The following is a 23,250-nucleotide window of genomic DNA, read 5'->3' as shown; positions in this document are numbered from 1 at the left end:
ATGCAACGCTGGAAGCAACGCCCCGAAGGCTCGAACTGGGGAGACTACGGCCCCGACGATCAACTGGGCCGGCTCAACCTGCTGACCGAAGCCCAGGTGCTCAAGGGCGCGCGCGAGATCCGCGCCGGCAAGACCTTCTGCCTGTCGCTGCCGCTGGACCTGCCGGGCGGCAACGTGCTGAATCCGCGCCGCCATCCGCCCCAGCTAAGCCCCACGCGCCTGCAGGACACGCCGTACTTGAATTTCCCGTTGCGCAACCTGAACCCCGATGCGGTCGACGTGCTCAGCGACGACCAGGTGCTGCTGTCGATGCAGTATTCCACCCAATGGGACTCGCTGGCCCATGTGGGCGCGCTGTTCGACGCCGATGGCGACGGGCGCGCCGAGCTTTGCTACTACAACGGTTATCGCGCCGGCATCGACGTCATCGGGCCGGCCGACGGCGACCATGTCGGCTGCGGCTGCAATAGCGGCGGCCCCTCGGCCGCGCTGAAACTGGGTATCGAGAACCTGGCCTCGCAAGGCATGCAGGGGCGCGGCGTGCTGGTAGACCTGGCGCGCCACTTCGGCACCGGACGTACCGTGGTCGGCCATGCCGAACTGATGCAAGTCCTGCAGGCCGACGGCATCACCGTCGAATCCGGCGACATGCTGGTGCTGCGCACCGGGTTCGCGGAAAAAATCGTCGAGATGGCCGGGCAGCCCGACCCCGATGTGCTGCACGCCTACGGCGCGGCCCTGGACGGCACCGATGCCGCCTTGCTGCAGTGGATCACCGACAGCGGCATCGTGGCCATTTGCGCCGACAACTACGCGGTCGAGGCCTATCCGGCACGCGAGCGCCAGGGACCGCGCGCCATGCTGCCGCTGCACCACCACTGCCTGTTCAAGCTGGGCCTGCCGCTGGCCGAGCTGTGGTACCTGAAAGACCTGGCCGAATGGCTGCGCGCCAACAACCGGCACCATTTCATGCTGACCGCGCCGCCGCTGCGCCTGCCGCACGCCGTCGGCTCGCCGGTAACGCCCGTGGCAACGGTGTAACTATTGCGCCGCCGGTCGCCGCGTTCTATGGTGAACACCGGGCCACGTACAGGCCCCAGGAGACCGCCATGAAAAAGACCCTAGCCTGCCTGCTGCTGGCCACGGCATCGGCCATGGCCGCCGCCCAGAGCCTGCCCTACGGCGTATCCCTCGGCGACCTGGCCGCCACCCGCCAGGCCGACGGCACGTCCATCATCACCGGCACCCTGTCCAACCACGGCGACAAGCCCGTGCAAGGCCTGTCGGTCACCTTCGTGCTGTACGACGCCCAGGGCAACGAGGTCGGCCGCACCACGGGCCGGCGCGACACGGCGCTGGAGCCCGGTGCAAGCTGGCAGGTGCAAGCCGCCACCCCGCATGCTTTCACCCGCTTCACCGCCATGGATATCAAGGCGCAATAGCGTCCGTTGCGAGGGCGCGGCGGGCCACCCAGGGGCCTGTAAGGGGGCTGTGGGAAAATAATGCCCCGCCTTCGCCAGAACAACAAAAGGATATCTCCATGTTCCCTAAACGACTTGCCGACGGCTACCAGGCTTTCCTGGACGGCCGCTTCCACAACGAGCGCAGCCGCTACGAAAATCTGGGCGAATCCGGACAGAACCCCGAAATTCTGCTGATCGGCTGCTGTGACTCGCGCGTGTCGCCCGAGGTCATCTTCGACGCCGGCCCCGGCGAGATGTTCGTCATCCGCAACGTGGCCAACCTGGTGCCGCCCTATGAAGGCGAGGCCAAATCCTCGTCCCTGCACGGCACCAGCGCGGCCATCGAATTCGCGGTCAGCGCGCTCAATGTGAAACATGTGGTGGTGCTGGGGCATGCGTCGTGCGGTGGCGTGCGCGCCGTGTTCGACGATGCCAAGCCATTGACCGACATCGACTTCATCGGCAAATGGATGTCGCAGGTCACCTCTTTGGCCGAAACCACGCCGCGCACCGGCGACCGCGCCACCGACATCCAGCGGCTGGAATGGGCGGTGGTCGAGCATAGCCTGAAAAACCTGATGACCTTCCCGTCGATCCGCAGCCGGGTCGAACAAGGCCAGATGGAACTGCACGGCGCCTATTTCGGCGTGGCCACCGGCTTGCTGTTCCTGCGCGACCCCGTCAGCGGCAAATTCTCGCCCTGCCAGCCGCAGCCGGCCGCGTAAGCCCGCCGATCGGGGTTTCCGGCATGGGCTGGCATTGCGCAAGGCCTGGCATTACTCTTTTGCTGGTCGCCACCCGGGCGCCTGGCCGGCTGGCTCGCAGCGCCCCCACACAAGGAACCCCATGAAGATCTATTTTTCCCCGTCCTCGCCGTTCGTCCGCAAATGCATGGCCGTCGCGCACGAAACCGGCCTGGCCAGCCGGATCCAGACCCTGCCCAGCGCGGCGCACCCGGTGAACCGCGACCGCAACATCATCCCCAGCAACCCGCTGGGCCAGGTTCCCACCCTGATCACCGACGACGGCCAGGCGCTGTACGACAGCCGCGTCATCTGCGAATACCTGGACGACCTGGGCGGCGGCAAGCTGTTCCCGGCAGCCGGTCCGGCGCGCTGGCAGGCCCTGGCCGACCAGGCGCTGGCCGACGGCATCCTGGGCGCGGCGTTGCTGGCCCGCTACGAAATCACGGTACGCCCCGAATCCAGCCGCTGGAGCGACTGGATCGACGGCCAGATGAGCAAGGTGGCCGACGCCCTGGCGCAGTTCGAGCAGCGCGCGGCCGCGTTCGGCGACCGGGTCGACATCGGCACGCTGACCCTGGGCTGCGCGCTGGGCTACCTGGACTTCCGCTACGCCGACTACGACTGGCGCAGCAGCCACCCGGCCCTGGCGGCCTGGTACGCCGGTTTCGGCGAACGCCCGTCGCTGCGCGACACGGCTCCGCAAGCCCCGCCCGCCTGAGTGCCGGCGCCGGTGCCGCGGCGCTTCTATCCTTATTACCAGAATGACTTAGACATCCCGATCTATCGGCTGTTACGGTTATGAGCATAGAACCCTGCGGCGCCGGGCGGCGGCGCGTTTCCGCGTCCACCGTAGATGGTGGCCCGCTGCAAGCCGCAGGCTGTTCCCTTGCGCCCCAGGGCGCTTCAAAATGGGCAACCTGCCATGTATGTGTACGATCCCGTCGATCAACAACTTGTGGAACAGCGCGTTGCGCAGTTCACCGACCAGACCAAGCGCTTTCTTGACGGCCAGCTGACCGAAGACGACTTCCGCACGCTGCGCCTGCAAAACGGCCTATATATACAGCGCCACGCGCCGATGCTGCGCATCGCCATCCCCTATGGCCTGCTGGCCGCGCGCCAACTGCGCACGCTGGCGCATATCGCGCGCACATGGGACCGCGGTTACGGCCACTTCAGCACCCGTCAGAACATGCAGTTCAACTGGCCCAAGCTGGAAGACGTGCCCACCATCCTGGCCGAGCTGGCCAAGGTGCAGATGCACTCCATCCAGACCAGCGGCAACTGTATCCGCAACACCACGTCCGACCATTTTGCCGGCATCGCGCCCGACGAACTCGTCAACCCCCTGGTGTGGTGCGAGATCATTCGCCAATGGTCGACGCTGCACCCTGAATTCGCATTCCTGCCGCGCAAGTTCAAGATCGCTGTCAGCGGCGCCGAAGAAGACCGTGCCGCCGTGGGCGTGCACGATATCGGCCTGCAGGCAGTCGAGCGCGACGGCGTGCTGGGCTTTCGCGTGTGGGTGGGCGGCGGCCTGGGACGCACCCCCATGGTGGGCCACCTGATCAACCCGTTCGTAGAATGGCAGCATCTGCTTACCTATCTGCAGGCCGCGCTGCGCGTCTACAACATGCACGGCCGGCGCGACAACAAGTTCAAGGCGCGCATCAAGATCCTGGTCAAGGACCTGACCCCCGAAGCCTATGCCCAGCAGGTCGACGAGCAGTGGCAGTTGATCAAGGGCGGCCCCGACACGCTGACGCAAGACTACGTGGACACCATCGCCAGCCGCTTCACCTGGCCCGAGTACGATGCGGGCACCGCCGGCGAGCCCGATCCCACCGAGATGCACACCGCGGCGCATCCCGCCTTCGCGCGCTGGCTGCGCAAGAACGTGCATGGCCACAAGGTGCCGGGCTATGCGGCCGTCACCTTGTCGCTCAAACCCACGGGCGTCCCGCCGGGCGACATCACGGCCGACCAGATGGAAGCCGTGGCCGACCTGTCCGAACGCTATGGCTACGGCGAAGTGCGCGTCTCGCACGAACAGAACCTGGTGCTGGCCGACGTGCGCCGCGCCCAGCTTTTCGAGCTCTGGCAAGAGCTGCGCGCGCTGAACATGGCCACGCCCAACATCGGCCTGCTGACCAACATCATCTCGTGCCCCGGCGGCGATTTCTGCGCGCTGGCCAATGCCGTGTCGATTCCCGTAGCCGAGGCCATCCAGCACCGTTTCGACGACCTGGACTACTTGTTCGAAGTGGGCGAGCTCGACTTGAACATCTCGGGCTGCATCAATGCCTGTGGCCACCACCACGTGGGCCATATCGGCATCCTGGGCGTGGATAAGAACGGCGAAGAGTGGTACCAGGTCACCATCGGCGGGCGCCAGAATGGCGCCGCCAAGCCGCTGCCCGACCTGCAATCGCTGCGCGGGGGCGGCGCCGCCATCGGCCGCATCATCGGCCCCTCGTTCGCGCGCGAACAGGTGCCCGATGTGGTCGAGCAATTGGTGCGCACGTACCTGCGCCTGCGCGACAGCGACGCCGAACGCTTTATCGACGTGGTCGACCGCGTCGGTATCGCTCCTTTCAAAGAAGATGTCTATGCCGATCCGGCGGTGGCCAAGGCCGCACCGGCGCGCGTCCGCGAGGTTGCCCATGCCTGATGCCGTTGCCACCAACGAAACCGCGGCACACTTGATCCGCCACGGCCGCCTGCAGGCCAACGACTGGCGCGTGTTCGCGCCCGAGGCCGACACCGAGGCCGGCGCGCAATTGCCGGCCGACGAGCCAGGCTGGATCGTGCCCCTGCCGGTATGGGTGGCTGCGCGCGACACGCTGCGCCAGCGCCAGCACCCGGTGGCCGTCCTGCTGGCACCGGCCACCAAGCTGAACGACCTGGTGGGCGAAGACGGCCAGGTCGACCCCACCGGCATCGCTTTCATCGCCATCGACTTTCCCATCTATACCGACGGGCGCGGCTATTCCCTGGCGCAATTGCTGCGCACCCGGCACGGCTGGCAGGGCGAACTGCGGGCGCTGGGCGACGTCATGATCGACACCATCCATTACCAGGCGCGCGTCGGCTTCGACAGTTTCCTGGTGAAAGAAGGCCACGACCCGCACAAGGCGCTGGCCGCGCTCAAGACGTTTACCGTGCACTACCAGAAGACATATCCCAAGCCCAAGGCGCCGGAGTTGCTGGCGGCGTAAACCGCCCCGGCTGCATTGAAGGACAGCCTGGTGCCTGGCTCCCGCCGGGGTGCCAGGCACCGTTGTGGTGGGATGACCTGGGCACACCCCGGTGTCAGACACCAGCCGTCGGGTCCCGTTTTTCTTCCCCTTTTCCCCCCTTTCTCCGCCCCTCCCGCCGGGGGCGACATCACCATGCCCAGGCTCTCTGCGGGTTAGTCCGGAGTGTCTGCGGCAGCTATTGTATTATTATCCGTACATTCCATCATTAAAGATTTTCTCCCACTCACCCCCCTTTACGGAAAGACCGCCATGGACACCAACGAGGTAAAGGAAATCGTCGACCGCTGGATGATTCCCACCGCCAAGGGCGCCTATATGGCCGGGCTGGAAAGCCGCCCGGTCATCTCGCACGCCTGCGGCATCGAGGTTTACGATACACAGGGCCGGCGCTACCTGGACTTCGGCTCCGGCCAGATGGCCGCGGCGCTGGGCCACAACCACCCGCTGTATGTCCAGGCGGTCAAGCGCAACCTGGAAACCATCAGCCACTCGACCAAGACGTTCCTCAACGTCGACCGCCTGACGCTGCATCGCCGCCTGGGCGAGATCCTCACGCCACCGCTGCAGAAGTCCCTGTTCCTGGTCAGCGGCAGCGACGCGGTCGAAGCCGCCGTCGACATGGCGCGCAAGGTCACCGGCGGCACCGACGTGCTGGGCATGAACATGGGCCTGCACGGTTCCACCTCGTTCATCACGCGCTCGCTGTCGTTCGGCTGGAACCGCAGCAAACACGGCCTGGCCGCCCAGGCGACGTTCTCGATGATGGCGCCTTACGCCTACCGCTGCCCGTTCGCCGACTGCGCCTGCGTCACCGGCAGCGGCGATTTCCTGTGCATGAAAACGAGCTTCGACCTGGCCGTCAGTAACTTCACCGGCAAGCCGGCCGCCTTCATCATGGAACCGATCCTCAGCGCCGGCGGCATCATCGTCCCGCCCCCGGGCTATGTGAAGGCGCTGCGCGAACTCTGCAGCCAGTACGGCATGCTGTTCATCATGGACGAATCGCAGACCGGCCTGGGCAAGACCGGCCAAATGTGGGGCCACCAGCACGAAGGCGTCGTGCCCGACATCATCACGGTGTCCAAGCACTTCGGCGCGGGCCTGCCGGTCAGCGCGGTGTGCACCAGCGCCGAGATCGCCGACCGGGCGGCCGCCAACGGCTACTTCGCCACGCGTTCACACGCCTGCGACCCCATCACCTGCGCGGCCGGCGTGGCCAGCATCGACATCATCGAGCAGGACGGCCTGGTCGAACGCGCCGCCGCGATCGACGCGCAACTGCGCGAACGCCTGTCGGCCATGGCGCGGCAGATCGAGATGATCGGCGACATCCGCGGCCGCGGCGTCCTGTACGGCGTCGAGCTGGTCACCAGCCGCAAGACCCGCGAACCCGCCAACGACGCCGCCAAGGCTGTGGTACAGGCCTGCCAGGAGCAGGGCCTGATCGTGCAGGCGCGCGGCAGCCACGGTCGCATGAACGTCATCCGGCTGGTGCCGCCCATGGTGTCGACCGACGCCGAGATCCAGGAAGGCATGGACATCCTGGAAAAAGTGCTCAAGCAAGTGGCGCAATCCGGCGTCATGAACAAAGCGGCCGCCTGACCCCGGCCATGCCGTGACGCGCGGGTGACAGGCGCGCCATCGGTCGATTCGGATCCAGGTATCCGCGCCCAAGCCGGACAGCATCGCAGCAGATCCGGCGCGCACAACCCGGCCGCCATGAGGGCGGCCGGGCAGTCTGCAACTCAGGGGAATTACCATGCATCGATACGTTTCAAGAATCGCCCGTTGTGCCCTGGCCCTGTCGTGCTTCGCGGCGGTGGCGTCCCATGCCCAAACCTACCCCGACCGGCCCATCAAGCTGGTGGTGCCTTTCCCGCCCGGCGGGGGGTCCGACGCGGTAGGCCGCCTGATCGCCAAGACCCTCAGCGACGACCTTGGGCAACAAGTCGTGGTGGACAACCGCGGCGGCGCGGGAGGGTCCATTGGCACCGGCTCGGTAGCACGCGCCGCGCCCGACGGCTACACGCTGGTGCTGGCCTCGACTTCCGAGATCGCCATCAATCCCAGCCTGTATCCCTCGCTGGGCTACAGCACCATCGATGACCTGACGCCGGTGGCGATGGTGGCAACCACGCCGATGGCGATCGCCGTCAATCCCAATGTGAAGGCGAAGACACTGCAAGAACTGGCGGCGCTGGTCAAGCGGCAGCCGGGCAAGATCAATGTCGCGTCGGCCGGCACTGGCACCATCACTCACCTGTCCGGCGAGATGTATCGCGCGATGAACCAGCTGAACTGGGTCCACGTACCGTACAAAGGCACCGCGCCGGCCTTGGCCGATCTTGTCAGCGGCCAGGTGCAGATCATGTTCGTGCCGCCGCCGCCGGTGCTGGGCCTGGCGCAGTCGGGCCGCGTACGGCTGGTAGCCGTGTCGGGCAAGACCCGCGCGGCCAGCATGCCCGAGGTTCCGACCGTGACGGAAAGCGGCACGCCCGGCTACGCGGTGGACAATTGGTACGGCGTATTCGCGCCGCACGGCACGCCCATGGCCATCGTCGACAAACTGGCGGCCGCGGTCGCCCAGGGGCTCAGGCAGAAAGACGTGATCGACGCGCTGGCCATGCAGGGGGCCGCGCCCGCCACGCTGACCCGGCCGCAGTTCACCGACTACGTCAAGAGCGAAGCCGCCAAGTGGGGCGAGGTAGTACGCAGCTCCAGCGCCAAGGTGGAATAAAGCGCCATGGGTGCCGGCTATGATCTCGGGGCGGTGCGCGCGGCGCTGGCGTTATTCAATACCAAGCAAGAAATCGACCAGTTGGCCGGCCTGATCCGCCAGCGGCCGGAAGATTGACGCAGCGCAGACGGTAGTGCCGGTGCAACCGGCGCGAACCTGGGAGGCGCCGGCCGCTCACCAGGCTACGGCCGGCCGGACGGCCGCGCCAGGTTCAGCGTGTAGTAGTAGCGATCGGCGCGATAGTACGAGCGGAACATCACCATCCCGCTGCCGTCGGACAAGCGGTGCAGGCGGCCCACCAGCAACACCGGCGCGCCCACCGGAATGTCCAGCAACTGCGCCAGCCGCGTGTCGGCGATCATCGCCTCGATCTGCTGGCGCTCTTCGATGCAGGTGAGCTCGAGCTTTTGCTCGATGAGACCCTGGATCGAGGCATTGCCCAGGTCCCAGGTCATCAGGCGCTCGCCCAGCAGCACCGGCAGGAAGGCCTCGTGCACCACCAGCGGCCGGTCTTCGAAATAGCGCAGCCGCTCGATCAGGAACAGGTCTTCGGTGGGCGCGTACAGCAGCTTGGCCTCGTCGGCGGCCTTTACCACACCGGCCGACAGCACCTTGGCGTAGGTGTCCAGGTGCAGCGCGGTGAAATCCTCGACCATGCCGGTCAGGCGCTGGTTGACCGGCGTGTCGGGCCGGCGCACGAAGAACGTGCCCTTGGCGCGGTGGCGCTGGATGATGCCTTCTTGCTCCAGGCCGCGCAAGGCTTCGCGCACCGTCTCGCGCGATACGCCGAACTCTTCGCACAGGGCCTGTTCGGTGGGGATGCGATCGCCGATCTCGTACCCGGAATACAGCCGGCGCTCGATGATGTGCCGCACCTGCAGGTACTTCGGGAATGGATTGAAGAACAACGTAGAAGAGGGCGGGCTTTTCTTGGGCGTGATCATGGGGTCAAGCGCCGCGCATGCCTTCCCAGTGGGGCCCAGGCACGTGGATGTCGAACAGTTCCAGCACCCGCGCCACGGTATGGTCGACCATCTGCTCGATGGACGCGGGGCGATGGTAGAACGCCGGCAGCGGCGGGAATACGATGCCGCCCATCTCGGTAACGGCAGTCATGTTGCGCAGGTGCGCCAGGTTGAACGGTGTTTCGCGCACCATCAGCACCAGGCGGCGGCGCTCTTTCAGCGTAACGTCGGCCGCCCGCGTGATCAGGTTGTCGGACAGGCCGTGCGCCACGGCCGCCAGCGTGCGCATCGAACATGGCACGATCACCATGCCGGCCGTCTGGAACGCGCCGCTGGCCAGGGTGGCCCCCACGTCGCGCACGCTGTGCACATGGTCGGCCAGCGCCTGGACATCGTGGCGGGTGACATCCAGTTCGTGCTTGATGTTCAGCACGCCCGAGGCGGACACCACCAAATGCGACTCGACGTCATCCACCCCGCGCAGGGCCTGCAACAGGCGCACCGCGTACAGGGCGCCGGTGGCGCCCGTGATACCGACGACCAGCCGCCGGGCAGAGGTCATGCGTCGGTGGCGCCCGAGGTTTCCAGCAGCGTCTTCAGTTCGCCGTTTTCGTTCATCTGGCCCATGATGTCCGAACCGCCGACGAATTCGCCGCTGACGTAAAGCTGCGGAATGGTGGGCCAGCTGGAGAATTCCTTGATGGCCTGGCGCACTTCTTCGTCTTCGAGCACGTTGACGGTAACCAGCTTCTTGACGCCACAGTCCTTCAGGATCTGGATGGCGCGGCCCGAGAACCCGCACTGGGGGAACTGGGCGGTGCCTTTCATGAACAGCACGACGGGGTGCTGGGTGACGGTTTCGCGGATGAATTCTTGCACGTCGCTCATGGTGGTCTCACAAACAGGAAAAGCAGTATTAGCGGAATGAACCCATTATAGGGACCCGCCGGAAATCCGCTCGATTCCGGACAGATCGCGCTGGCTGGTTACGTGATCGAACCCCGCCCCGGCCAGCAACTGCCGTACCGCGGCCGCCTGGTCCCAGCCGTGCTCGAGCCACAGCGCGCCGCCCGGGCGCAGCCGCCCGGCCGCCCCGGCGATGATGGCAGCCAGGCTGCGCAATCCATCGGCTCCGTCGGTCAGGGCGCTGCGCGGCTCGAAGCGCAGGTCGCCGCGCCCCAGGTGCTGGTCGTCGTTGGCGATATACGGTGGGTTGGACACAATCAGGTCATAGCGTGCGCGCGAAGGCAGCGCGTCGTACCAGCTACCCTGCGCGAAATCGGCCCGGGCACCCAGCCGCGCGGCATTGCGCACCGCCACTTGCAGCGCCGCCGCGCTGGCATCGGTAGCGGTTACCGCCGCCTGCGGCGCGCCCAGGGCGATCGACACGGCAATCACGCCGCTGCCGGTGCCCAGGTCCAGCACGGCCGCCTCGGGATGGCCGGCCAGCCACGCCAGCGCCGTCTCGACCAGCAGTTCGGTTTCGGGCCGGGGAATCAAGACATCGGGCGTCACCGCGAAGTCATGCCCCATGAATTCGCGATGCCCCAACAGGTAGGCCATGGGCTCGCCAGCCAGCCGGCGGGTCGCCAGCACCTGGTATTGCTGCGCCTGCCAGGGCTCGATGGGGTCCGTCTCGTGTGCCAGCATCCAGGCACGCGGCTTCTGCAATACGTGCTCGAGCAACATGCGCGCCTCCAGGCGCGGCAGGCGCGCGTCCCGCAAGAAGGCCTGCAGGATGGGGCGGTCCACGTTACAGGTCATCCCCCAGCGCCGCCAACTGCTCGGCCTGGTGTTCGGCGATCAGCGCGCCGGTCAGTTCTTCAAGATCGCCTTCCATGATCTGCTGCAGCTTGTACAGCGTCAGGTTGATACGATGGTCGGTTACGCGCCCCTGGGGGAAATTGTAGGTGCGGATGCGTTCCGACCGGTCGCCCGACCCCACCAGGCTCTTGCGCTCGGCGGCTTCCTTGCTTTGGCGCTCACGCAGTTCACGGTCTTTCAGGCGCGCGGCCAGCACCTGCATGGCCTTGTCTTTATTGCGGTGCTGCGAACGGTCGTCCTGGCATTCCACCACCAGCCCGGTGGGCAAGTGGGTGATGCGCACGGCCGAATCGGTCTTGTTGATGTGCTGCCCGCCCGCGCCGCTGGCGCGGAACGTATCGATGCGCAGGTCGCCCGGGTTGATGACGATCTCGTTCATGGCATCGGCCTCGGGCATCACCGCCACCGTGCAGGCCGAGGTATGGATGCGGCCCTGCGCCTCGGTGGCGGGCACGCGCTGCACGCGATGCGCGCCCGATTCGAATTTCAGGCGCCCATAGGCGCCGTCGCCGTCGATACGGGCGATCACTTCTTTATAGCCGCCCAGTTCCGACGGGCTTTCGGACATCAGCTCGACGCGCCAGCCGCGCTGCTCGGCATAGCGCGAATACATGCGCAGCAAGTCGCCCGAGAACAGCGCGCTTTCGTCGCCGCCGGTGCCCGCGCGAATTTCCAGAAACAGGCTGCGGCCGTCGTTGGGATCGCGCGGCAGCAGCAGCAATTGCAGGTCGGCTTCCAGTATTTCCAGGCGCTCGCGGCCGGTCTTGATCTCGTCTTCGGCCATCGCCTTCAGGTCGGGATCGTCCAGCATTTCCTGCGCCGTGGCCAGGTCTTCTTCAGTGCGCACGAACTGCCCGAAGGCCACCACCACCGGTTCCAGCTCGGCCCGCTCGCGCGACAGCTTGCGAAAGCGTTCCATGTCGGCAGCGGCGTCGGGGTCGGCCAGCAGGGCGTCGACCTCGATCAAGCGGTGGGACAGCTGTTCCAGCCGGCTGCGCATGGAAGATTTCATATGGGATACCAGGAAGACGTATTGCGTATTAGCGAAAGCGGGCGCCCGGAAAACGAACGCCCGCCATGACGGCGGGCATTGTGGCAGCAGCGCTAACGGCGCGAATCGCGGCCCGGGAACAGGCGCGGCATCCAGGCGAGCAGTTGCTTGCGCTCGTCGCCTTCGCTGCGGTTCAGTGCCGCCAGCGGGCCGTGCAGGTACTTCTGGGTAAGCCCGTGCGCCAGTTGCTCGAGCACGGCTTCGGGTGACTCGCCGCGCGCCAGCAAGCGGCGGGCGCGTTCGAGTTCGGCGGCGCGCACGTCTTCGGCGGCCTGGTGCAGGTCGCGGATGACGGGCACCACTTCGCGCGACTGCATCCAGTGCATGAAGCCCTGGACACGCGTTTCGATGATGGCTTCGGCCTGCACCACCGCCGCGCGGCGCGCGTCGGTGCCGCTTTGCACCAGGCGGCCCAGGTCGTCGACCGAATACAGGTAGACGTCGTCCAGGCGGCCGACTTCGGGTTCGATATCGCGCGGCACGGCCAGGTCGATCATGACCATGGGGCGATGGCGGCGCTGGCGCGTGGCGCGCTCGACCAGCCCCAAGCCCAGGATGGGCAGGGAACTTGCCGTACAGGACACGATGACGTCGAATTCGGCCAGGCGCTCGGGCAGGTCGGCCAGCTTCATGGTAGATGCCGAGAAACGCCCCGCCAGCGACTCGGCGCGTTCGGCGGTACGGTTGGCCACCACCATGCTGCGGGGACGCTGCGCGGCAAAATGGGTGGCACAGAGTTCGATCATTTCGCCGGCACCGATGAACAGCGTGCGGGCCTGGTCCAGGTTGCCGAACACGCGCTCGGCCAGCCGCACGGCGGCGGCCGCCATGGATACCGAGTGCGCGCCAATGGCGGTTTGCGAACGGACTTCTTTCGCTACCGAGAATGTGCGCTGGAACAGTTGGTGCAGCAGCGTGCCCAGCGAACCGGCTTCGCCGGCGGCACGCACCGCATCTTTCATCTGGCCCAGGATCTGCGGTTCGCCCAGCACCATGGAATCGAGCCCGCTGGCCACGCGAAACGCATGGCGCACGGCGTCGTCTTGCTGGTGGCGATACAGGTGCGGGTGCAGCGCGACGGCTTCGATGCGGTTGTGATCGGCCAGCCATGCCGGCAGTTGCTCGACCACCTGCGCTTCGGCCGCGCAATAGACTTCGGTGCGATTACAGGTGGACAGGATGGCCGCTTCGCGGACCGCGCCGCCAAAGGCCGAGCGCAAGCCTTCCAGCGCCGGGCGCACCAGGTCGACAGGCATGGATACGCGCTCGCGCACCGACACGGGCGCGGACGTGTGATTCAGACCGAAGGCGAGAACAGCAACGGACATGGAAGACGAGCCAAGCGCCGCCGGACGAAGGGCGGCGCATTTGTAACATTGAGTCGATGAAAATTATACCTCTCCGGGTAATCCCGAGGGTAGGGGTTTGTGACTAAGGTGCCTGCAAGGATCAAGAAATTTGTGTATAGTTGCGGACTTCGTTGGCCTGGTAGCTCAGTTGGTAGAGCAGCGGATTGAAAATCCGCGTGTCGGTGGTTCGATTCCGCCCCAGGCCACCATCCCCTTCCCTAGTACCTCCCAAGACATCTCAAACGCTGGTGAATCAGCGATTTAGGCGAGAAATCTCTCCTGAGGCGTCTCAGCTCGTCCCGTTACATCCCACGTTTGGTTGTACCCCCACTTGTACCCCAGAATGATTTCGTGAAAAGCGGCCTCTGGCGGGTACAAGTCACGTGGCGTGATCGACGGCAGCATGGCTGCCCGCGCCACCGTCACGTCGGCGTCGGCCGCGGCCGGTTGCCCTTTCTGCTTGAGGCTGAAACAGCACGTTTGATGCCGCGCAGGGTCATTCGGCCGGGACAGCCGCAGGCGCACGCAGCGGCGCGGCCGTGTCGGCCTTTCGGATGGACCAGATGCTATCGGCGGGGCCGTTCCTGATCCGGCGGGTGGTAGCGACCGCCATCCATGCGAAGCAGAGCGCGCCGATGAACGCGACGACATCCACGCCGATGGTCGCGGCGCTGCCGTGCGCCCACATGCCCAGCGGCGGGAACAGCAGCGCGGCCAGCGTGGTCAGCGGGATCGCCATCGTCGCGGCGGCGGACAACCACAGCAGATGCACGGCCGAGCGCGCCGCGCCCCAGGCGAACGCCCAGGCGACCGAGGCGAGGAACGCGATGTAATAGATATATTCATGCCAATGATTGAGATCGGCGACGCGGCCATGCAGCCACTTGGCGGCAACGATGGTAAGCGAAAGGCCAGCCACGCAGCCGAGGCAAACACCTACCGTTGCGCTGCCCAACAGGCGCGTCGAGCGCGACTGCTCGGCTTCGCCGCCCTCGCGAGCCTTCTTGCGGCGTGTCTCGATCCAGAGCAAATTGCCGCTATAAAACAGCCACGCGCCGGAAAGGCCCAGGAAGAAGTATGCCCACGTGATCGTCGCCCCTTCATACTGCCCCGCGTGCAGGCCGTAGAACGTCTCTGACGCTCGACGATCCGGATCCTGGCGCGATGGACGTGTGCGGTCTTTGAGCAATTCGCCGGTTACGGCGCTCAGCATGACGCCACCAAGATGGTAATCGCCGACATAGCCACGCTCGGCTCCAGGAACTCTCACCGACGCGGCCTTGTCTCCAAAATTCTTGAAGATCATGACGCGGGGCTCGAAACCGGGCACCTGTACTTTGAGTTGTTGAAGCAATTGTGCGGGGGCCATCATTGCACCGGCCTCGCCGATCGGCTTTGGCGGCCTGAATGGCTCGTTATCGAGTTCGTTCAGGATCTCTTGCTTGCCGCCGAAGATTACGCTCTCTTGCGCGGACCAGAGCGGGCCGCTCAGGCTCAATGCGGTCGCGGTTATCGCCATCGCAATATGAAATGGCAGTGCGGTAATTCCGACGACATTGTGGGCGTCCAGCCACATGCGCTTGAGGTTCTTGCCGATACGCAGCGCGAAAAAATCCTTGACGAGCGACGGCAACAGCACGATCACGCCGGCGATCAGCGCCACACCGTAGAGCAGCGAGACCACCCCCATGAAATACGATCCCCACGGCCGGGCAATCCCGACGTGCATATGGATGTCATTGATGAACTCCGCCAGTTCGGACGGCTCCTCCTCTCTGGCCAGCAGCGTGCCGTCAGGCTTGAGCGTCGCCCACCAATGGACGTGCCCGTGCGGCTGGCCTTCTTGATGCGGCGCATCTTCTTCCCACGTCACCCGCGCAGGCTCGTTCTCGTTTCCCCGCAGATGCAGCATGATGCCGTGCTCGCGCGCTTCGGGATGCGCGGCGGCGACTAATTCGAGTAAACGGGGCGCATCGTCCAAAGGAACCGCTGCCACACCCACGGCAGGCGGCGATGCCCAGCGTGCTATGGGCTCCTGGAACATGGTGAGCGCGCCCGCATAGAAGGCGATGAACAGCGCAAAGCCACAGGTAATGCCGGTCCATGTGTGGACGGTCTTGTAGATTTTGATGATGTCGGCGCGGATCATGCTGCCCTCATGCGAAGAAATAGAAACGGCAGGCAAACAGCGCCGCGAAGGCAATCAGGTTCGCTGCGCCTAGCCACGCCCAGGCCGCGCGACCGCTGCGAAACAGGAAACAGAAGCCGAACACCACGATCCAGACCAACGCTTCCAGATAGCGCATCAGCGAGTAGCGCCCGCCCGGCGCATCTATGCCCCCCGGCCCCAGATAGGCGTAAAGGCCGACCAGCGAGAGCGCCAGGCCTAGCCCGAGGATGGCGCCGGCACTGGCCTTTCCCCACCAGTCGGGACGGATTCTTTCAGCCATGCCGGGTTCTCCAGATGCCGCAGAGCACGGCGATGTATGGGAAGGCGAACAGGCATGCCATCGCGACATGCAGGGTTATGAAGAAGCCGGATACTGGCCGCAATGCCGCGATCCATGCAGCAAGGCCGCTCGCCAGTAACAGACTGCCAGCGCCCAAAAACGGCGTTCGCGGGAAAGGCCGTAAATGCCATTTTTGATTCGGGCTCGCGAGGTAAAGACACGCACAACCGAGAATGGTCAGCGTCAGCGCGAGAATTTTGATCATGGCTCAGAAGGCGAATGTCGCCGAAAGGCGAAAGGTGCGCGGCTGACCTCGGTACACGAAGCCAGACGCATAAGTACCGGCCCAGTAGTCTTTGTCGAAGACATTATCGACATTGAAACGGACGGTGATAGGTTTCTTGTTCCACGGAGAATTGAAGGCATAGCGTGCACCAAGGTCCACCGTTGTCCATGAAGGAATAGTGACGCCGGAGGTGGTTGAGACAACCGCATCACCAGTATGGGTCAGCCGACCCGTGAGCGTCAGTCCTTCCACGAAGGGTGTGTCCCATTCCGCGCCAATCACCGCGCGGACTTTCGGAGCGGTATCGTTCCTCTTGCCGTCGAGCGTACCGCCTTCGGTCTTGGTCAGGCGGGCGTCGAGCAGGGTAAGCCCGCCCATCAACCGAACGCCGCGCATGAGTTCGCCATAGGCGTTCAGCTCGATACCGCGAGTGCGCTCTTCACCGTCCTGCGTCAATGTTGAGGCCCCGCTCGCGGGATCGTCTACCGCAATTGAACTGGGCTTGGTGATCTGGAACACCGCCAACGTCGTCATCACCTGACCCCAGTCAGCCTTGACACCGGCCTCGTACTGCTTGGTGGTGTATGGCGGGAATACCTCGCCAGCATTCGCGTACGTCGTGCCGACGATGGTTCCTGCTCTCAGATCCTCGATATAGTTGGCATAGAGCGAGACGTTTTGCCAGGGCTTGACGACCAGCCCAAACGCTGGAGTCCAGGCATTGGAGTCGTATTTCGAGGATAGCAATCCTGTTTTAGTATCGAAGTTCTTGATACCCGCTTCCTGATAGCGAATTCCGGCCATAAATTGGATACGCTCATCCAATATGGATAAGGTGTCTGCAAAGCCAATGCTGGACGCCGTCGTCTGGGAACTCTTCACGGGGTCGCCGGGATCAGCAACGGAGGGCAAGGACGGAAATACAGGGTTATAGATGGAATCTATGATTGAAGAGGCTCCTTCAGACTCCGCGCGTTTGTATGTAAGTTCTGACCGAGATAGGTTAAGGCTCAAAGCGTGATCCACTGGGCCGGTATTCACCGTAGCCCGAATGCCGCCTTGCATAGATAGGATGTCCCGCGAATAGTGTTGTATTTCTCGCGCGATACTGTATCGGCCGGTGCTGTCGAGCAACCGGACCTTTTCGTAGCCATTCAAGTCGGCCTCTGAGCTCTGCTTACCTATGGCGGCATAGGCTGTGACATTGTCAAGTATGTCGACTTCGCCTCGTATCAAGCCCATGGTTGATTTGGTTTTATATTCCGAGCCGGAAGGAACGAGACTCACTGTCGAGCTTGGTGCGCGGGGAAAGGATGATAGCGAGTCGGCGACAGATCGAGCCTGGATATATACCCCATTCGGGTCTAGCTTTTGGGACTGATGTGCAAAGTCTGCTGACAGTCGGACACGATCGCCGGCATAGTCCAGGTTGAGCGCCGCGCTACCGATTCTCGAGTGTTGCGTATCGATTGGCGTATGACCTCCGTCGATAGATCCGTTGAATCGGATACCGAACTCATTGCTTGCTCCGAAACGACGGCCGACGTCAAGGTGTGTACCAATTTGGGATTTCGACACATAGCGTGCAGTCAGCTCCGTGATCGGTTCCTCCGTTGCGCGCTTCGTAACTAGATTGACCGAGCCACCAAGAGCGCCGGTGACCGCTGCGGACGCAAGCGTCATACCGTTCAGGAGTGCGCTTGGACCTTTGAGAATCTCCACGCGTTCAATGTAGTCGGCCGATGGGAAAAATAGGGGTGCCATACCGGCTACACCATTGAGGGTACGGGTGCCGTCGATTCCGTAACCGCCAAATCCCCGGATGACCTGGTAATCGTGGGGAGTCCCGCTCGAGGTGCTCGCTACAACAGAGGGATCATTGTTCAATACATCCTGAACAGTTCGCGCCTGTTGATCCTGGATCGTCTTGTTCGTGTAGCTGATCAGGCTGAACGGCGTATCCATTACATCCTTGTTGCCAAGCATCCCGACCTGGCCGCCGCGCGCGATCTGTCCGCCCGCATAAGCCGGCATCGGCGTCATCGTCGAATTCGGATTGATTGCCGTACCTGTCACGGTCACGGGCGCCAGATTGATGGCGCCGCTGTCGTCCGCCGTCATCTGACGCAGTGAATAGCGGCGGGCGCCCATGTCCACCAACTCGTAGCCACTGCCCGCGAGCAGGCGCGCGAAGCCTTCGCGTACGCCGTAACGGCCTTGCAAACCACTGCTGCGCAGGCCGGCCAGGATGTTCGGATCGAATATCAGTTGCACGCCCGATGCAGCGGCGAACTCCGCCAGCACGTCGCTCAGCCGTCCAGCGGAAAGGGCGTATTCCCGGCTGGCCGAGCCGGTAGCAGACTCGGCGGCCAGCACAGGGCTGGGCGCGAGCGCGGCTGCACCAGCCAGGGCGCAGCCGATGACAAATACGAACCCCTTGGCCTTGAACGCCAGTAGAGCGTCGCCGCGTGAACGGATGGTGGAAGAAGAAGCGAGACCCGCCCCGCGGGCCAGTCGCCGAGAGCGAGGACGCCTGAAGACCATGTCAGTACCTTTCGTCGATGTGTTGGTGTTCGTTCTGGCGCGCCGAAAGACGCGCTTTCACCAGACACACCGGACGAGGCGGAAAAAGTGATCACCTCTCGACATACTTTTTGCCTGGGTGTCGCACGTCAGCGCTCAGGCGGCGCCGACGACCAGCGGATCAGAGACGGGGCACGACCGTGACCCAGTAGCGCGTGCGGTACTCGATGCGCAGCGGCAACGTGCTGGACAACAGTGCCAGAGCAGCATCGGTGTCGGTCAACGAGAGGGCGCCGGATGTGAGCATATCGGCCACTGCCGGGTCACAGCGCAGTACGCCGGGGCGGTAGCGGGCCAGTTCGGCGATCACGTCGCCGAGGCGCATATCCTTGGCCAGGAGCATGCCGCGCTTCCACAGGACGGCGTTGTCGTCGGCCGGCTGCACGGCTTGCAGTGCGCCGGCCGTGAACGCCATCTGTTCGCCAGCCTGCACAATGGTCGCCTGGGTGGAGGTGACCGGGCACACTTCGACCGCGCCCTCGAACACGGCGACGCGGGTACTGTCGTTGAGACGGCGCACGTTGAAGCGGGTGCCAAGTGGCCGCAGGCTGCCCTGGACGGTGCGCACGATGAAGGGGCGCCGCGCGGGCGACGGGTCTTGCGCGGTGGTAATGAAGATTTCGCCGGCGACCAGGGCGAGGCGCCGTTCGGTGGCGGTGAAAGCCACATCCACGGCCGTCGCGGTATTGAGCACCAGCCGCGTGCCATCGACCAGGGTGACAGTCTTCTGCTCGCCGGTGCCGGCGCGCAGGTCGGCTGTCCATTCCTGCCAGGGTGTGTGGCGCCAAGCCAGCCAGCCAGCCGGTGCAGCCAGCAACACCAAGCCAAGCAGGCGCAGGGCCCGCCGCCGGTCGTGACGGTGCTCCAGCCTCTTGAGCGCATCCTTGCCGATGTTGGCGGGCATCTGGTTGAATGTACGAAAAACGGCTTGCGCGCGAGCCCAGGCAGCCTCGTGCGCTGGGCTCTGCCGGCGCCAACGGTCGAACGCTTGGCGCTCGGCGTCGGTTGGCGTGTCGTAGTGGAGGGTCACGGCCCAGTCGGCGGCTTCCTTGAGCAAGTCGGTGTCGATAGCGGCAGCGGATGACATCGCGGAATACCCCGATCGTGTCAGGCGACGGCCATGCAGGCCATCAGCGCCTTGCGGATGTGCCGACGCACGGTGATCACTGGAGTGTGCGTGCGCTCGGCGATCTGGTGCAGCGTCAGTCCGTCGAGCTGAGCCAGCAGGAACACTTCGCGCGTACGCGCCGGCAGGCTGGTCAGCATGGCGTCGATGCGCATCAACGCCTCGATGACGAGCAGGCGCGTTTCCGGTGACGGTGCTTCTGGTTCCGGCAAATGGGCCACCGCTTCGAGGTAGGCGCGTTCCACGTCCTGCCGCCGCCAGTGGTCGATGACCAGGCCCTTGGCGATGTGGGTGAGCAACGCACGGGGCTCCTCGCCCAGTTGCGCCGGCAGCCGGCGGGAAACCATGACCCGCACGAAAGTGTCGTGCGCCAGGTCCGCCGCGTCGCAGGCATTGCCGAGCTTGCGGCGCAGCCAGCCGTACAGCCAACCATGATGATTGGTGTACAGGGTGTGAACCTGCTGCGTTGCACTATCGGCCGCCGACACGACGCCCTCCTTAATGCTGGTCGAGCACGTGTGCGGACCGATAACTAATGATAATCATTCGCATTTTATAACGTAACGGACGGATACCGCAAGACCGCGCTGCTTGCCGGACTATCGATTGGTCTTGGCTATGGATTGCCGGCCGTTGACCGAACACACATGCATTGAACCCAAGCACCAGGCTGAGTCGGCGACCGAAACATATTCCAATGACGGAGCAGGCAGGCTCTACTCGGCAATAGCTTGGGCCAGCTTCTGGATAGAGAGCGGCGCGCAGCCCTCGGCATCGTTGCTGACCGTCACATAGGCGGGCTGGCCCGCGCCTGTGATCCCGCGTATCGTGCGCGCAAGCACCGCGCGCGTGTGGGGATCCTCGCTGAGAATGGCATTGAACGGATCATGCTTCTTCTGCGCGTCGGCATAGCCATACGCGCCAAAAATGCGATTCAGGTTCCATCGGCAGACCAGCGGCCCCGGCCATAGCGCACGCAGCATGGGCAGTTGCTCTTCGATCGGCGGCATCTTGCCATGCAGGCCCAGGCAGAAAGTGGCGCCATGCGCCTTGAGCGTGTCAACCAGCGCCTGGCCCAGTAGTTCAGGGTCTCGAACCTCGACCGCGACAATCACAGCGTCATGCGCGGACAAAGCCTGCCGGACAGCCGCCAGCATGCAGCCCAGTTTCTCCAGCATCGATGCCGGGCGGCTCAGCCAGCTCCAGGGCAAAGGGCTCAGCTGGAACACCAGAACCCCGAGCTTGGCGCCCAGGCCCTCGAGCACCGGCTGGACAAAATCTTCGATGGCCTGAGCCGGATCGAGAAAACCCGGATTGGCCTCGCGCGCCTTGCCTTCCTCGCTGCGCACCTGGGCGTCGGTCACACTGGCGGGACATTTGACGACGAAACGGAAGTCATCATCGACCTGCCCCGCATAAGCTGCATACTGGCCGGCCGTCAACGGGCGCCAGAAAGTGCGGTCCACACAAACCGTGCGCAGCAGCGGGTGCTGATGGTAGGCGCCCAGGCCATGCTTGGACAGCGTGCTCGAATCGTATTCCCCATCCCAGACCAGCCCTTCCCAGCCCGGATACGACCAGGTAGAGACTCCGAAACGCAGCTGCGCCGAAAACTGCCGCGCAAGCGCGCGCCAGCCGTCCCCCGCAGGGGCGGGAAGCACCTTGGCCATGCTTCGCAGGGCGGAGAACGCGGGACTCGCATCGGATGCCGCATTGGTCGGAAGGGTCGCCGGGGGTTGGAGAAGCGCGTCTCCGAAAAGATCATCTTGCATGCTGGTAATTGCTCTCTTTGAGAGCAATGTAAAGGAGATCGGTGGCCACAGGCAATGCGCGATGCCTCCCCTCCCATTCGGTTCGCGCTTTCAGGTAATGGGCCGCACCGCGTTGGTGATGCCGCGTGCGCAAGCGAGCAGCGCCGGACCCATGCGGGCTCGCGCGTCGGCGAGCGTCCAGCGGCTGCCCGTAGGCATGTGGATGGGAATGAACTTGGCCGCCACCACGCGCGAGACATAGACCATCTCGGCATCCATGGGCTCGGAGAAATTGACGGTTTCACCGGTGATGTAGTTGTAGCTTAGCTCCAGCGCGCGCAGCGTCAGGCTGCAGCCCCCCGCAGACCGGCTCCGTGACAGATGCGAAATAGAAAGCGTGCACCTGGGAATTCACCCAAGCCGGATGTGCGTTGTTCGCCGCCAGGAAATCATTCAAGCGTTTCGCAAAACCTCTTGGTACGCTCGCAGGCTTCTTTCAATGCGGCGGTTTCTATTGCGTAGGTAATGCGGAAGTTTCCCGGCCTTCCGAAAGCCGTGCCAGGCACGGCCGCTACACCCGTCGCATCGAGCAGCGCGGCGCAGAAGTCCACGTCCGTATCGAGAGGTTTACCGTCGGGGGCATTCCGTCCGAGCAGAGCCTCGCAATTTGGAAATAGATAGAAGGCGCCTTCCGGCCGCGAGCATTCCAGCCCGGGAGCGTTGGCCAGTATGTCGCTGGCCAGCGCTCGCCGTTGAGCATAAACCGCCTGAAACTGGCGGACTTGCTCCAGCGGGCCGGTCAGCGCCGCCACCGCGGCCCACTGCGCAACAGAGCAGGCACCCGACGTCAATTGGCTCTGTACTTTGGCCATGGTCTTGATCAATCCGCTTTCGCCTGCGGCGTACCCGATTCTCCACCCCGTCATGGCATAGGCTTTCGAGACGCCGTTTATCGTGAGAGTGCGGTCTTTCAGGCTTGGCTCGACCTGCGCAAGCGTGGCGAAGACATTATCGTCATAGACCAGGTGCTCGTAGATGTCGTCGGTCATGACGTGCACCTGCGGATGGCGAAGCAGCACCTGTGCAAGCTGCCGCAACTCGGCGGCGCTGTAGGTGGCCCCCGTAGGATTGCAGGGAGAATTCAGGACCAGCCATTTAGTGCGCGGGGTAATTCTCGCTTCCAATTCGGCCGCGCTCAGTTTGAAACCGGGCGCGGATGTCTGGGCATATACGGGCACGCCGCCCAGCAGCGTCACCAGTTCGGGATACGAGACCCAGTAAGGCACAGGAATGATCACTTCGTCGCCGGCATTGACCGTGGCGATCAGTGCATTGGAGATGGCCTGCTTGGCACCATTGCACACAATGACCTGGGCCGGATCGTAGTCGATGCCATTCTCGGCCTTGAATTTCCGGACCACGGCCTCGCGCAATTCATTGACGCCATTCACCGGCGGGTACTTGGTCTTTCCCTCGGCGGCGGCCTTGCGCGCGGCTTCCTGGATGTGCGCGGGTGTGGCGAAATCAGGTTCGCCGGTACTCAATGAAATGATGTCGCGGCCCTGGATCTTGAGATCGCGCGCGCGTTGCGCCACCAGCATGGTGGCCGATGGTTGAATGCGCTGCACAGCGTTGGAATAGAACGTCATGTCTGGCTCT

The 23,250-nt window shown here is 64.4% G+C and carries 23 protein-coding genes and 1 tRNA gene; 9 read left to right on the top strand and 15 right to left on the bottom strand.

Going from position 1 to position 23,250, the window contains the following annotated elements:
- The 8 genes from KW845_RS08635 to KW845_RS08600 all read left to right on the top strand — a co-directional run bounded on the left by KW845_RS08635 (window position 1) and on the right by KW845_RS08600 (window position 8,206).
- Window positions 1-1,041 carry a cyclase family protein gene (locus KW845_RS08635; protein WP_218368823.1) on the top strand — a complete coding sequence of 347 codons (1,041 nt, stop codon included), beginning with the start codon at window positions 1-3 and terminating at the stop codon, window positions 1,039-1,041.
- Between the two features lie 68 nt (window positions 1,042-1,109).
- Window positions 1,110-1,442 (top strand): FxLYD domain-containing protein, encoded by a 333-nt coding sequence (locus tag KW845_RS08630; RefSeq protein ID WP_218368822.1) that lies wholly within the window; start codon window positions 1,110-1,112, stop codon window positions 1,440-1,442.
- 98 nt (window positions 1,443-1,540) lie between these two features.
- On the top strand, window positions 1,541-2,188 hold the full coding sequence (locus KW845_RS08625; protein ID WP_218368821.1) for a carbonic anhydrase: 648 nt from the start codon (window positions 1,541-1,543) through the stop codon (window positions 2,186-2,188).
- Window positions 2,189-2,309: 121 nt separating this feature from the next.
- A complete protein-coding gene (locus tag KW845_RS08620) occupies window positions 2,310-2,927 on the top strand; it encodes a glutathione S-transferase (protein ID WP_218368820.1) in 618 nt (205 codons plus the stop codon).
- Window positions 2,928-3,131: 204 nt separating this feature from the next.
- Window positions 3,132-4,880: a nitrite/sulfite reductase gene (locus tag KW845_RS08615; RefSeq protein WP_218368819.1), complete on the top strand. Its 1,749-nt coding sequence runs from the start codon at window positions 3,132-3,134 to the stop codon at window positions 4,878-4,880.
- Window positions 4,873-5,427 (top strand): DUF934 domain-containing protein, encoded by a 555-nt coding sequence (locus KW845_RS08610; RefSeq protein ID WP_218368818.1) that lies wholly within the window; start codon window positions 4,873-4,875, stop codon window positions 5,425-5,427. Before KW845_RS08615 ends, KW845_RS08610 begins: the two co-directional genes overlap by 8 nt.
- Before the next feature lie 291 nt (window positions 5,428-5,718).
- Window positions 5,719-7,071 carry an aspartate aminotransferase family protein gene (locus KW845_RS08605; protein ID WP_218368817.1) on the top strand — a complete coding sequence of 451 codons (1,353 nt, stop codon included), beginning with the start codon at window positions 5,719-5,721 and terminating at the stop codon, window positions 7,069-7,071.
- 157 nt (window positions 7,072-7,228) lie between these two features.
- Complete coding sequence (locus KW845_RS08600) at window positions 7,229-8,206, top strand: tripartite tricarboxylate transporter substrate binding protein (RefSeq protein ID WP_218368816.1); 978 nt, start codon at window positions 7,229-7,231, stop codon at window positions 8,204-8,206.
- A gap of 182 nt (window positions 8,207-8,388) precedes the next feature.
- Here the strand turns inward: KW845_RS08600 and KW845_RS08595 are convergent, their stop codons facing one another.
- From KW845_RS08595 to hemA, 6 genes are all read right to left on the bottom strand, one after another.
- Complete coding sequence (locus tag KW845_RS08595) at window positions 8,389-9,150, bottom strand: GntR family transcriptional regulator (RefSeq protein WP_218368815.1); 762 nt, start codon at window positions 9,148-9,150, stop codon at window positions 8,389-8,391.
- Window positions 9,151-9,154: 4 nt separating this feature from the next.
- On the bottom strand, window positions 9,155-9,733 hold the full coding sequence (locus KW845_RS08590; protein WP_218368814.1) for a UbiX family flavin prenyltransferase: 579 nt from the start codon (window positions 9,731-9,733) through the stop codon (window positions 9,155-9,157).
- A complete protein-coding gene (grxD, locus tag KW845_RS08585; RefSeq protein ID WP_218368813.1) occupies window positions 9,730-10,059 on the bottom strand; it encodes a Grx4 family monothiol glutaredoxin in 330 nt (109 codons plus the stop codon). The genes KW845_RS08590 and grxD overlap by 4 nt, the downstream gene beginning before the upstream one ends.
- A 45-nt stretch (window positions 10,060-10,104) precedes the next feature.
- Window positions 10,105-10,935, bottom strand: coding sequence for a peptide chain release factor N(5)-glutamine methyltransferase (gene prmC, locus KW845_RS08580; protein WP_218368812.1), 831 nt, complete (start codon window positions 10,933-10,935; stop codon window positions 10,105-10,107).
- The gene (gene prfA, locus KW845_RS08575; protein WP_218368811.1) at window positions 10,925-12,007 is read right to left on the bottom strand and encodes a peptide chain release factor 1; all 1,083 of its coding nucleotides are present in this window, start codon (window positions 12,005-12,007) and stop codon (window positions 10,925-10,927) included. The genes prmC and prfA overlap by 11 nt, the downstream gene beginning before the upstream one ends.
- A 92-nt stretch (window positions 12,008-12,099) precedes the next feature.
- Window positions 12,100-13,374 carry a glutamyl-tRNA reductase gene (hemA, locus tag KW845_RS08570; protein WP_218368810.1) on the bottom strand — a complete coding sequence of 425 codons (1,275 nt, stop codon included), beginning with the start codon at window positions 13,372-13,374 and terminating at the stop codon, window positions 12,100-12,102.
- Between the two features lie 154 nt (window positions 13,375-13,528).
- Between hemA and KW845_RS08565 the strand changes: the two genes are divergently transcribed.
- Window positions 13,529-13,604 (top strand) — tRNA-Phe (locus tag KW845_RS08565).
- A 287-nt stretch (window positions 13,605-13,891) separates the two neighbouring features.
- On the opposite strand, the gene KW845_RS08560 is transcribed toward KW845_RS08565, so the two are convergent.
- From KW845_RS08560 to KW845_RS08520, 9 genes are all read right to left on the bottom strand, one after another.
- Window positions 13,892-15,544 (bottom strand): PepSY domain-containing protein, encoded by a 1,653-nt coding sequence (locus tag KW845_RS08560; protein WP_255592509.1) that lies wholly within the window; start codon window positions 15,542-15,544, stop codon window positions 13,892-13,894.
- A 7-nt stretch (window positions 15,545-15,551) separates the two neighbouring features.
- On the bottom strand, window positions 15,552-15,845 hold the full coding sequence (locus KW845_RS08555; protein WP_218368809.1) for a hypothetical protein: 294 nt from the start codon (window positions 15,843-15,845) through the stop codon (window positions 15,552-15,554).
- Entirely contained in the window at window positions 15,838-16,110 is a 273-nt protein-coding gene (locus KW845_RS08550) for a hypothetical protein (protein WP_218368808.1), read from the bottom strand. The genes KW845_RS08555 and KW845_RS08550 overlap by 8 nt, the downstream gene beginning before the upstream one ends.
- A 3-nt stretch (window positions 16,111-16,113) precedes the next feature.
- Complete coding sequence (locus KW845_RS08545; protein ID WP_218368807.1) at window positions 16,114-18,675, bottom strand: TonB-dependent receptor; 2,562 nt, start codon at window positions 18,673-18,675, stop codon at window positions 16,114-16,116.
- A 160-nt stretch (window positions 18,676-18,835) separates the two neighbouring features.
- The gene (locus KW845_RS08540; RefSeq protein ID WP_218368806.1) at window positions 18,836-19,801 is read right to left on the bottom strand and encodes a FecR domain-containing protein; all 966 of its coding nucleotides are present in this window, start codon (window positions 19,799-19,801) and stop codon (window positions 18,836-18,838) included.
- A gap of 20 nt (window positions 19,802-19,821) precedes the next feature.
- The gene (locus KW845_RS08535; protein WP_218368805.1) at window positions 19,822-20,328 is read right to left on the bottom strand and encodes a sigma-70 family RNA polymerase sigma factor; all 507 of its coding nucleotides are present in this window, start codon (window positions 20,326-20,328) and stop codon (window positions 19,822-19,824) included.
- 228 nt (window positions 20,329-20,556) lie between these two features.
- On the bottom strand, window positions 20,557-21,612 hold the full coding sequence (locus tag KW845_RS08530; protein WP_218368804.1) for a DUF72 domain-containing protein: 1,056 nt from the start codon (window positions 21,610-21,612) through the stop codon (window positions 20,557-20,559).
- A gap of 90 nt (window positions 21,613-21,702) precedes the next feature.
- Window positions 21,703-21,870, bottom strand: coding sequence for a hypothetical protein (locus KW845_RS08525; RefSeq protein WP_255592508.1), 168 nt, complete (start codon window positions 21,868-21,870; stop codon window positions 21,703-21,705).
- Between the two features lie 170 nt (window positions 21,871-22,040).
- The gene (locus KW845_RS08520; protein WP_218368803.1) at window positions 22,041-23,240 is read right to left on the bottom strand and encodes a pyridoxal phosphate-dependent aminotransferase; all 1,200 of its coding nucleotides are present in this window, start codon (window positions 23,238-23,240) and stop codon (window positions 22,041-22,043) included.
- Window positions 23,241-23,250: the final 10 nt, after the last annotated feature.

It is taken from the genome of Bordetella sp. BOR01 (assembly GCF_019218885.1).
Classification (GTDB): Bacteria; Pseudomonadota; Gammaproteobacteria; order Burkholderiales; family Burkholderiaceae_B; genus Bordetella_A.
Note: the sequence above shows the minus strand (reverse complement) of the source record. Positions and strands in the feature narration are given on the sequence as shown.

Bases quoted from the DNA above. Each gene is read 5' to 3' on its own strand.
- KW845_RS08635 (WP_218368823.1), top strand. From the start codon at position 1: ATGCAACGCTGGAAGCAACGCCCCGAAGGCTCGAACTGGGGAGACTAC.
- KW845_RS08630 (WP_218368822.1), top strand. From the start codon at position 1,110: ATGAAAAAGACCCTAGCCTGCCTGCTGCTGGCCACGGCATCGGCCATG.
- KW845_RS08625 (WP_218368821.1), top strand. From the start codon at position 1,541: ATGTTCCCTAAACGACTTGCCGACGGCTACCAGGCTTTCCTGGACGGC.
- KW845_RS08620 (WP_218368820.1), top strand. From the start codon at position 2,310: ATGAAGATCTATTTTTCCCCGTCCTCGCCGTTCGTCCGCAAATGCATG.
- KW845_RS08615 (WP_218368819.1), top strand. From the start codon at position 3,132: ATGTATGTGTACGATCCCGTCGATCAACAACTTGTGGAACAGCGCGTT.
- KW845_RS08610 (WP_218368818.1), top strand. From the start codon at position 4,873: ATGCCTGATGCCGTTGCCACCAACGAAACCGCGGCACACTTGATCCGC.
- KW845_RS08605 (WP_218368817.1), top strand. From the start codon at position 5,719: ATGGACACCAACGAGGTAAAGGAAATCGTCGACCGCTGGATGATTCCC.
- KW845_RS08600 (WP_218368816.1), top strand. From the start codon at position 7,229: ATGCATCGATACGTTTCAAGAATCGCCCGTTGTGCCCTGGCCCTGTCG.
- KW845_RS08595 (WP_218368815.1), bottom strand. From the start codon at position 9,150: ATGATCACGCCCAAGAAAAGCCCGCCCTCTTCTACGTTGTTCTTCAAT.
- KW845_RS08590 (WP_218368814.1), bottom strand. From the start codon at position 9,733: ATGACCTCTGCCCGGCGGCTGGTCGTCGGTATCACGGGCGCCACCGGC.
- grxD (WP_218368813.1), bottom strand. From the start codon at position 10,059: ATGAGCGACGTGCAAGAATTCATCCGCGAAACCGTCACCCAGCACCCC.
- prmC (WP_218368812.1), bottom strand. From the start codon at position 10,935: ATGACCTGTAACGTGGACCGCCCCATCCTGCAGGCCTTCTTGCGGGAC.
- prfA (WP_218368811.1), bottom strand. From the start codon at position 12,007: ATGAAATCTTCCATGCGCAGCCGGCTGGAACAGCTGTCCCACCGCTTG.
- hemA (WP_218368810.1), bottom strand. From the start codon at position 13,374: ATGTCCGTTGCTGTTCTCGCCTTCGGTCTGAATCACACGTCCGCGCCC.
- KW845_RS08560 (WP_255592509.1), bottom strand. From the start codon at position 15,544: ATGATCCGCGCCGACATCATCAAAATCTACAAGACCGTCCACACATGG.
- KW845_RS08555 (WP_218368809.1), bottom strand. From the start codon at position 15,845: ATGGCTGAAAGAATCCGTCCCGACTGGTGGGGAAAGGCCAGTGCCGGC.
- KW845_RS08550 (WP_218368808.1), bottom strand. From the start codon at position 16,110: ATGATCAAAATTCTCGCGCTGACGCTGACCATTCTCGGTTGTGCGTGT.
- KW845_RS08545 (WP_218368807.1), bottom strand. From the start codon at position 18,675: ATGGTCTTCAGGCGTCCTCGCTCTCGGCGACTGGCCCGCGGGGCGGGT.
- KW845_RS08540 (WP_218368806.1), bottom strand. From the start codon at position 19,801: ATGTCATCCGCTGCCGCTATCGACACCGACTTGCTCAAGGAAGCCGCC.
- KW845_RS08530 (WP_218368804.1), bottom strand. From the start codon at position 21,612: ATGCAAGATGATCTTTTCGGAGACGCGCTTCTCCAACCCCCGGCGACC.
- KW845_RS08525 (WP_255592508.1), bottom strand. From the start codon at position 21,870: ATGGATGCCGAGATGGTCTATGTCTCGCGCGTGGTGGCGGCCAAGTTC.
- KW845_RS08520 (WP_218368803.1), bottom strand. From the start codon at position 23,240: ATGACGTTCTATTCCAACGCTGTGCAGCGCATTCAACCATCGGCCACC.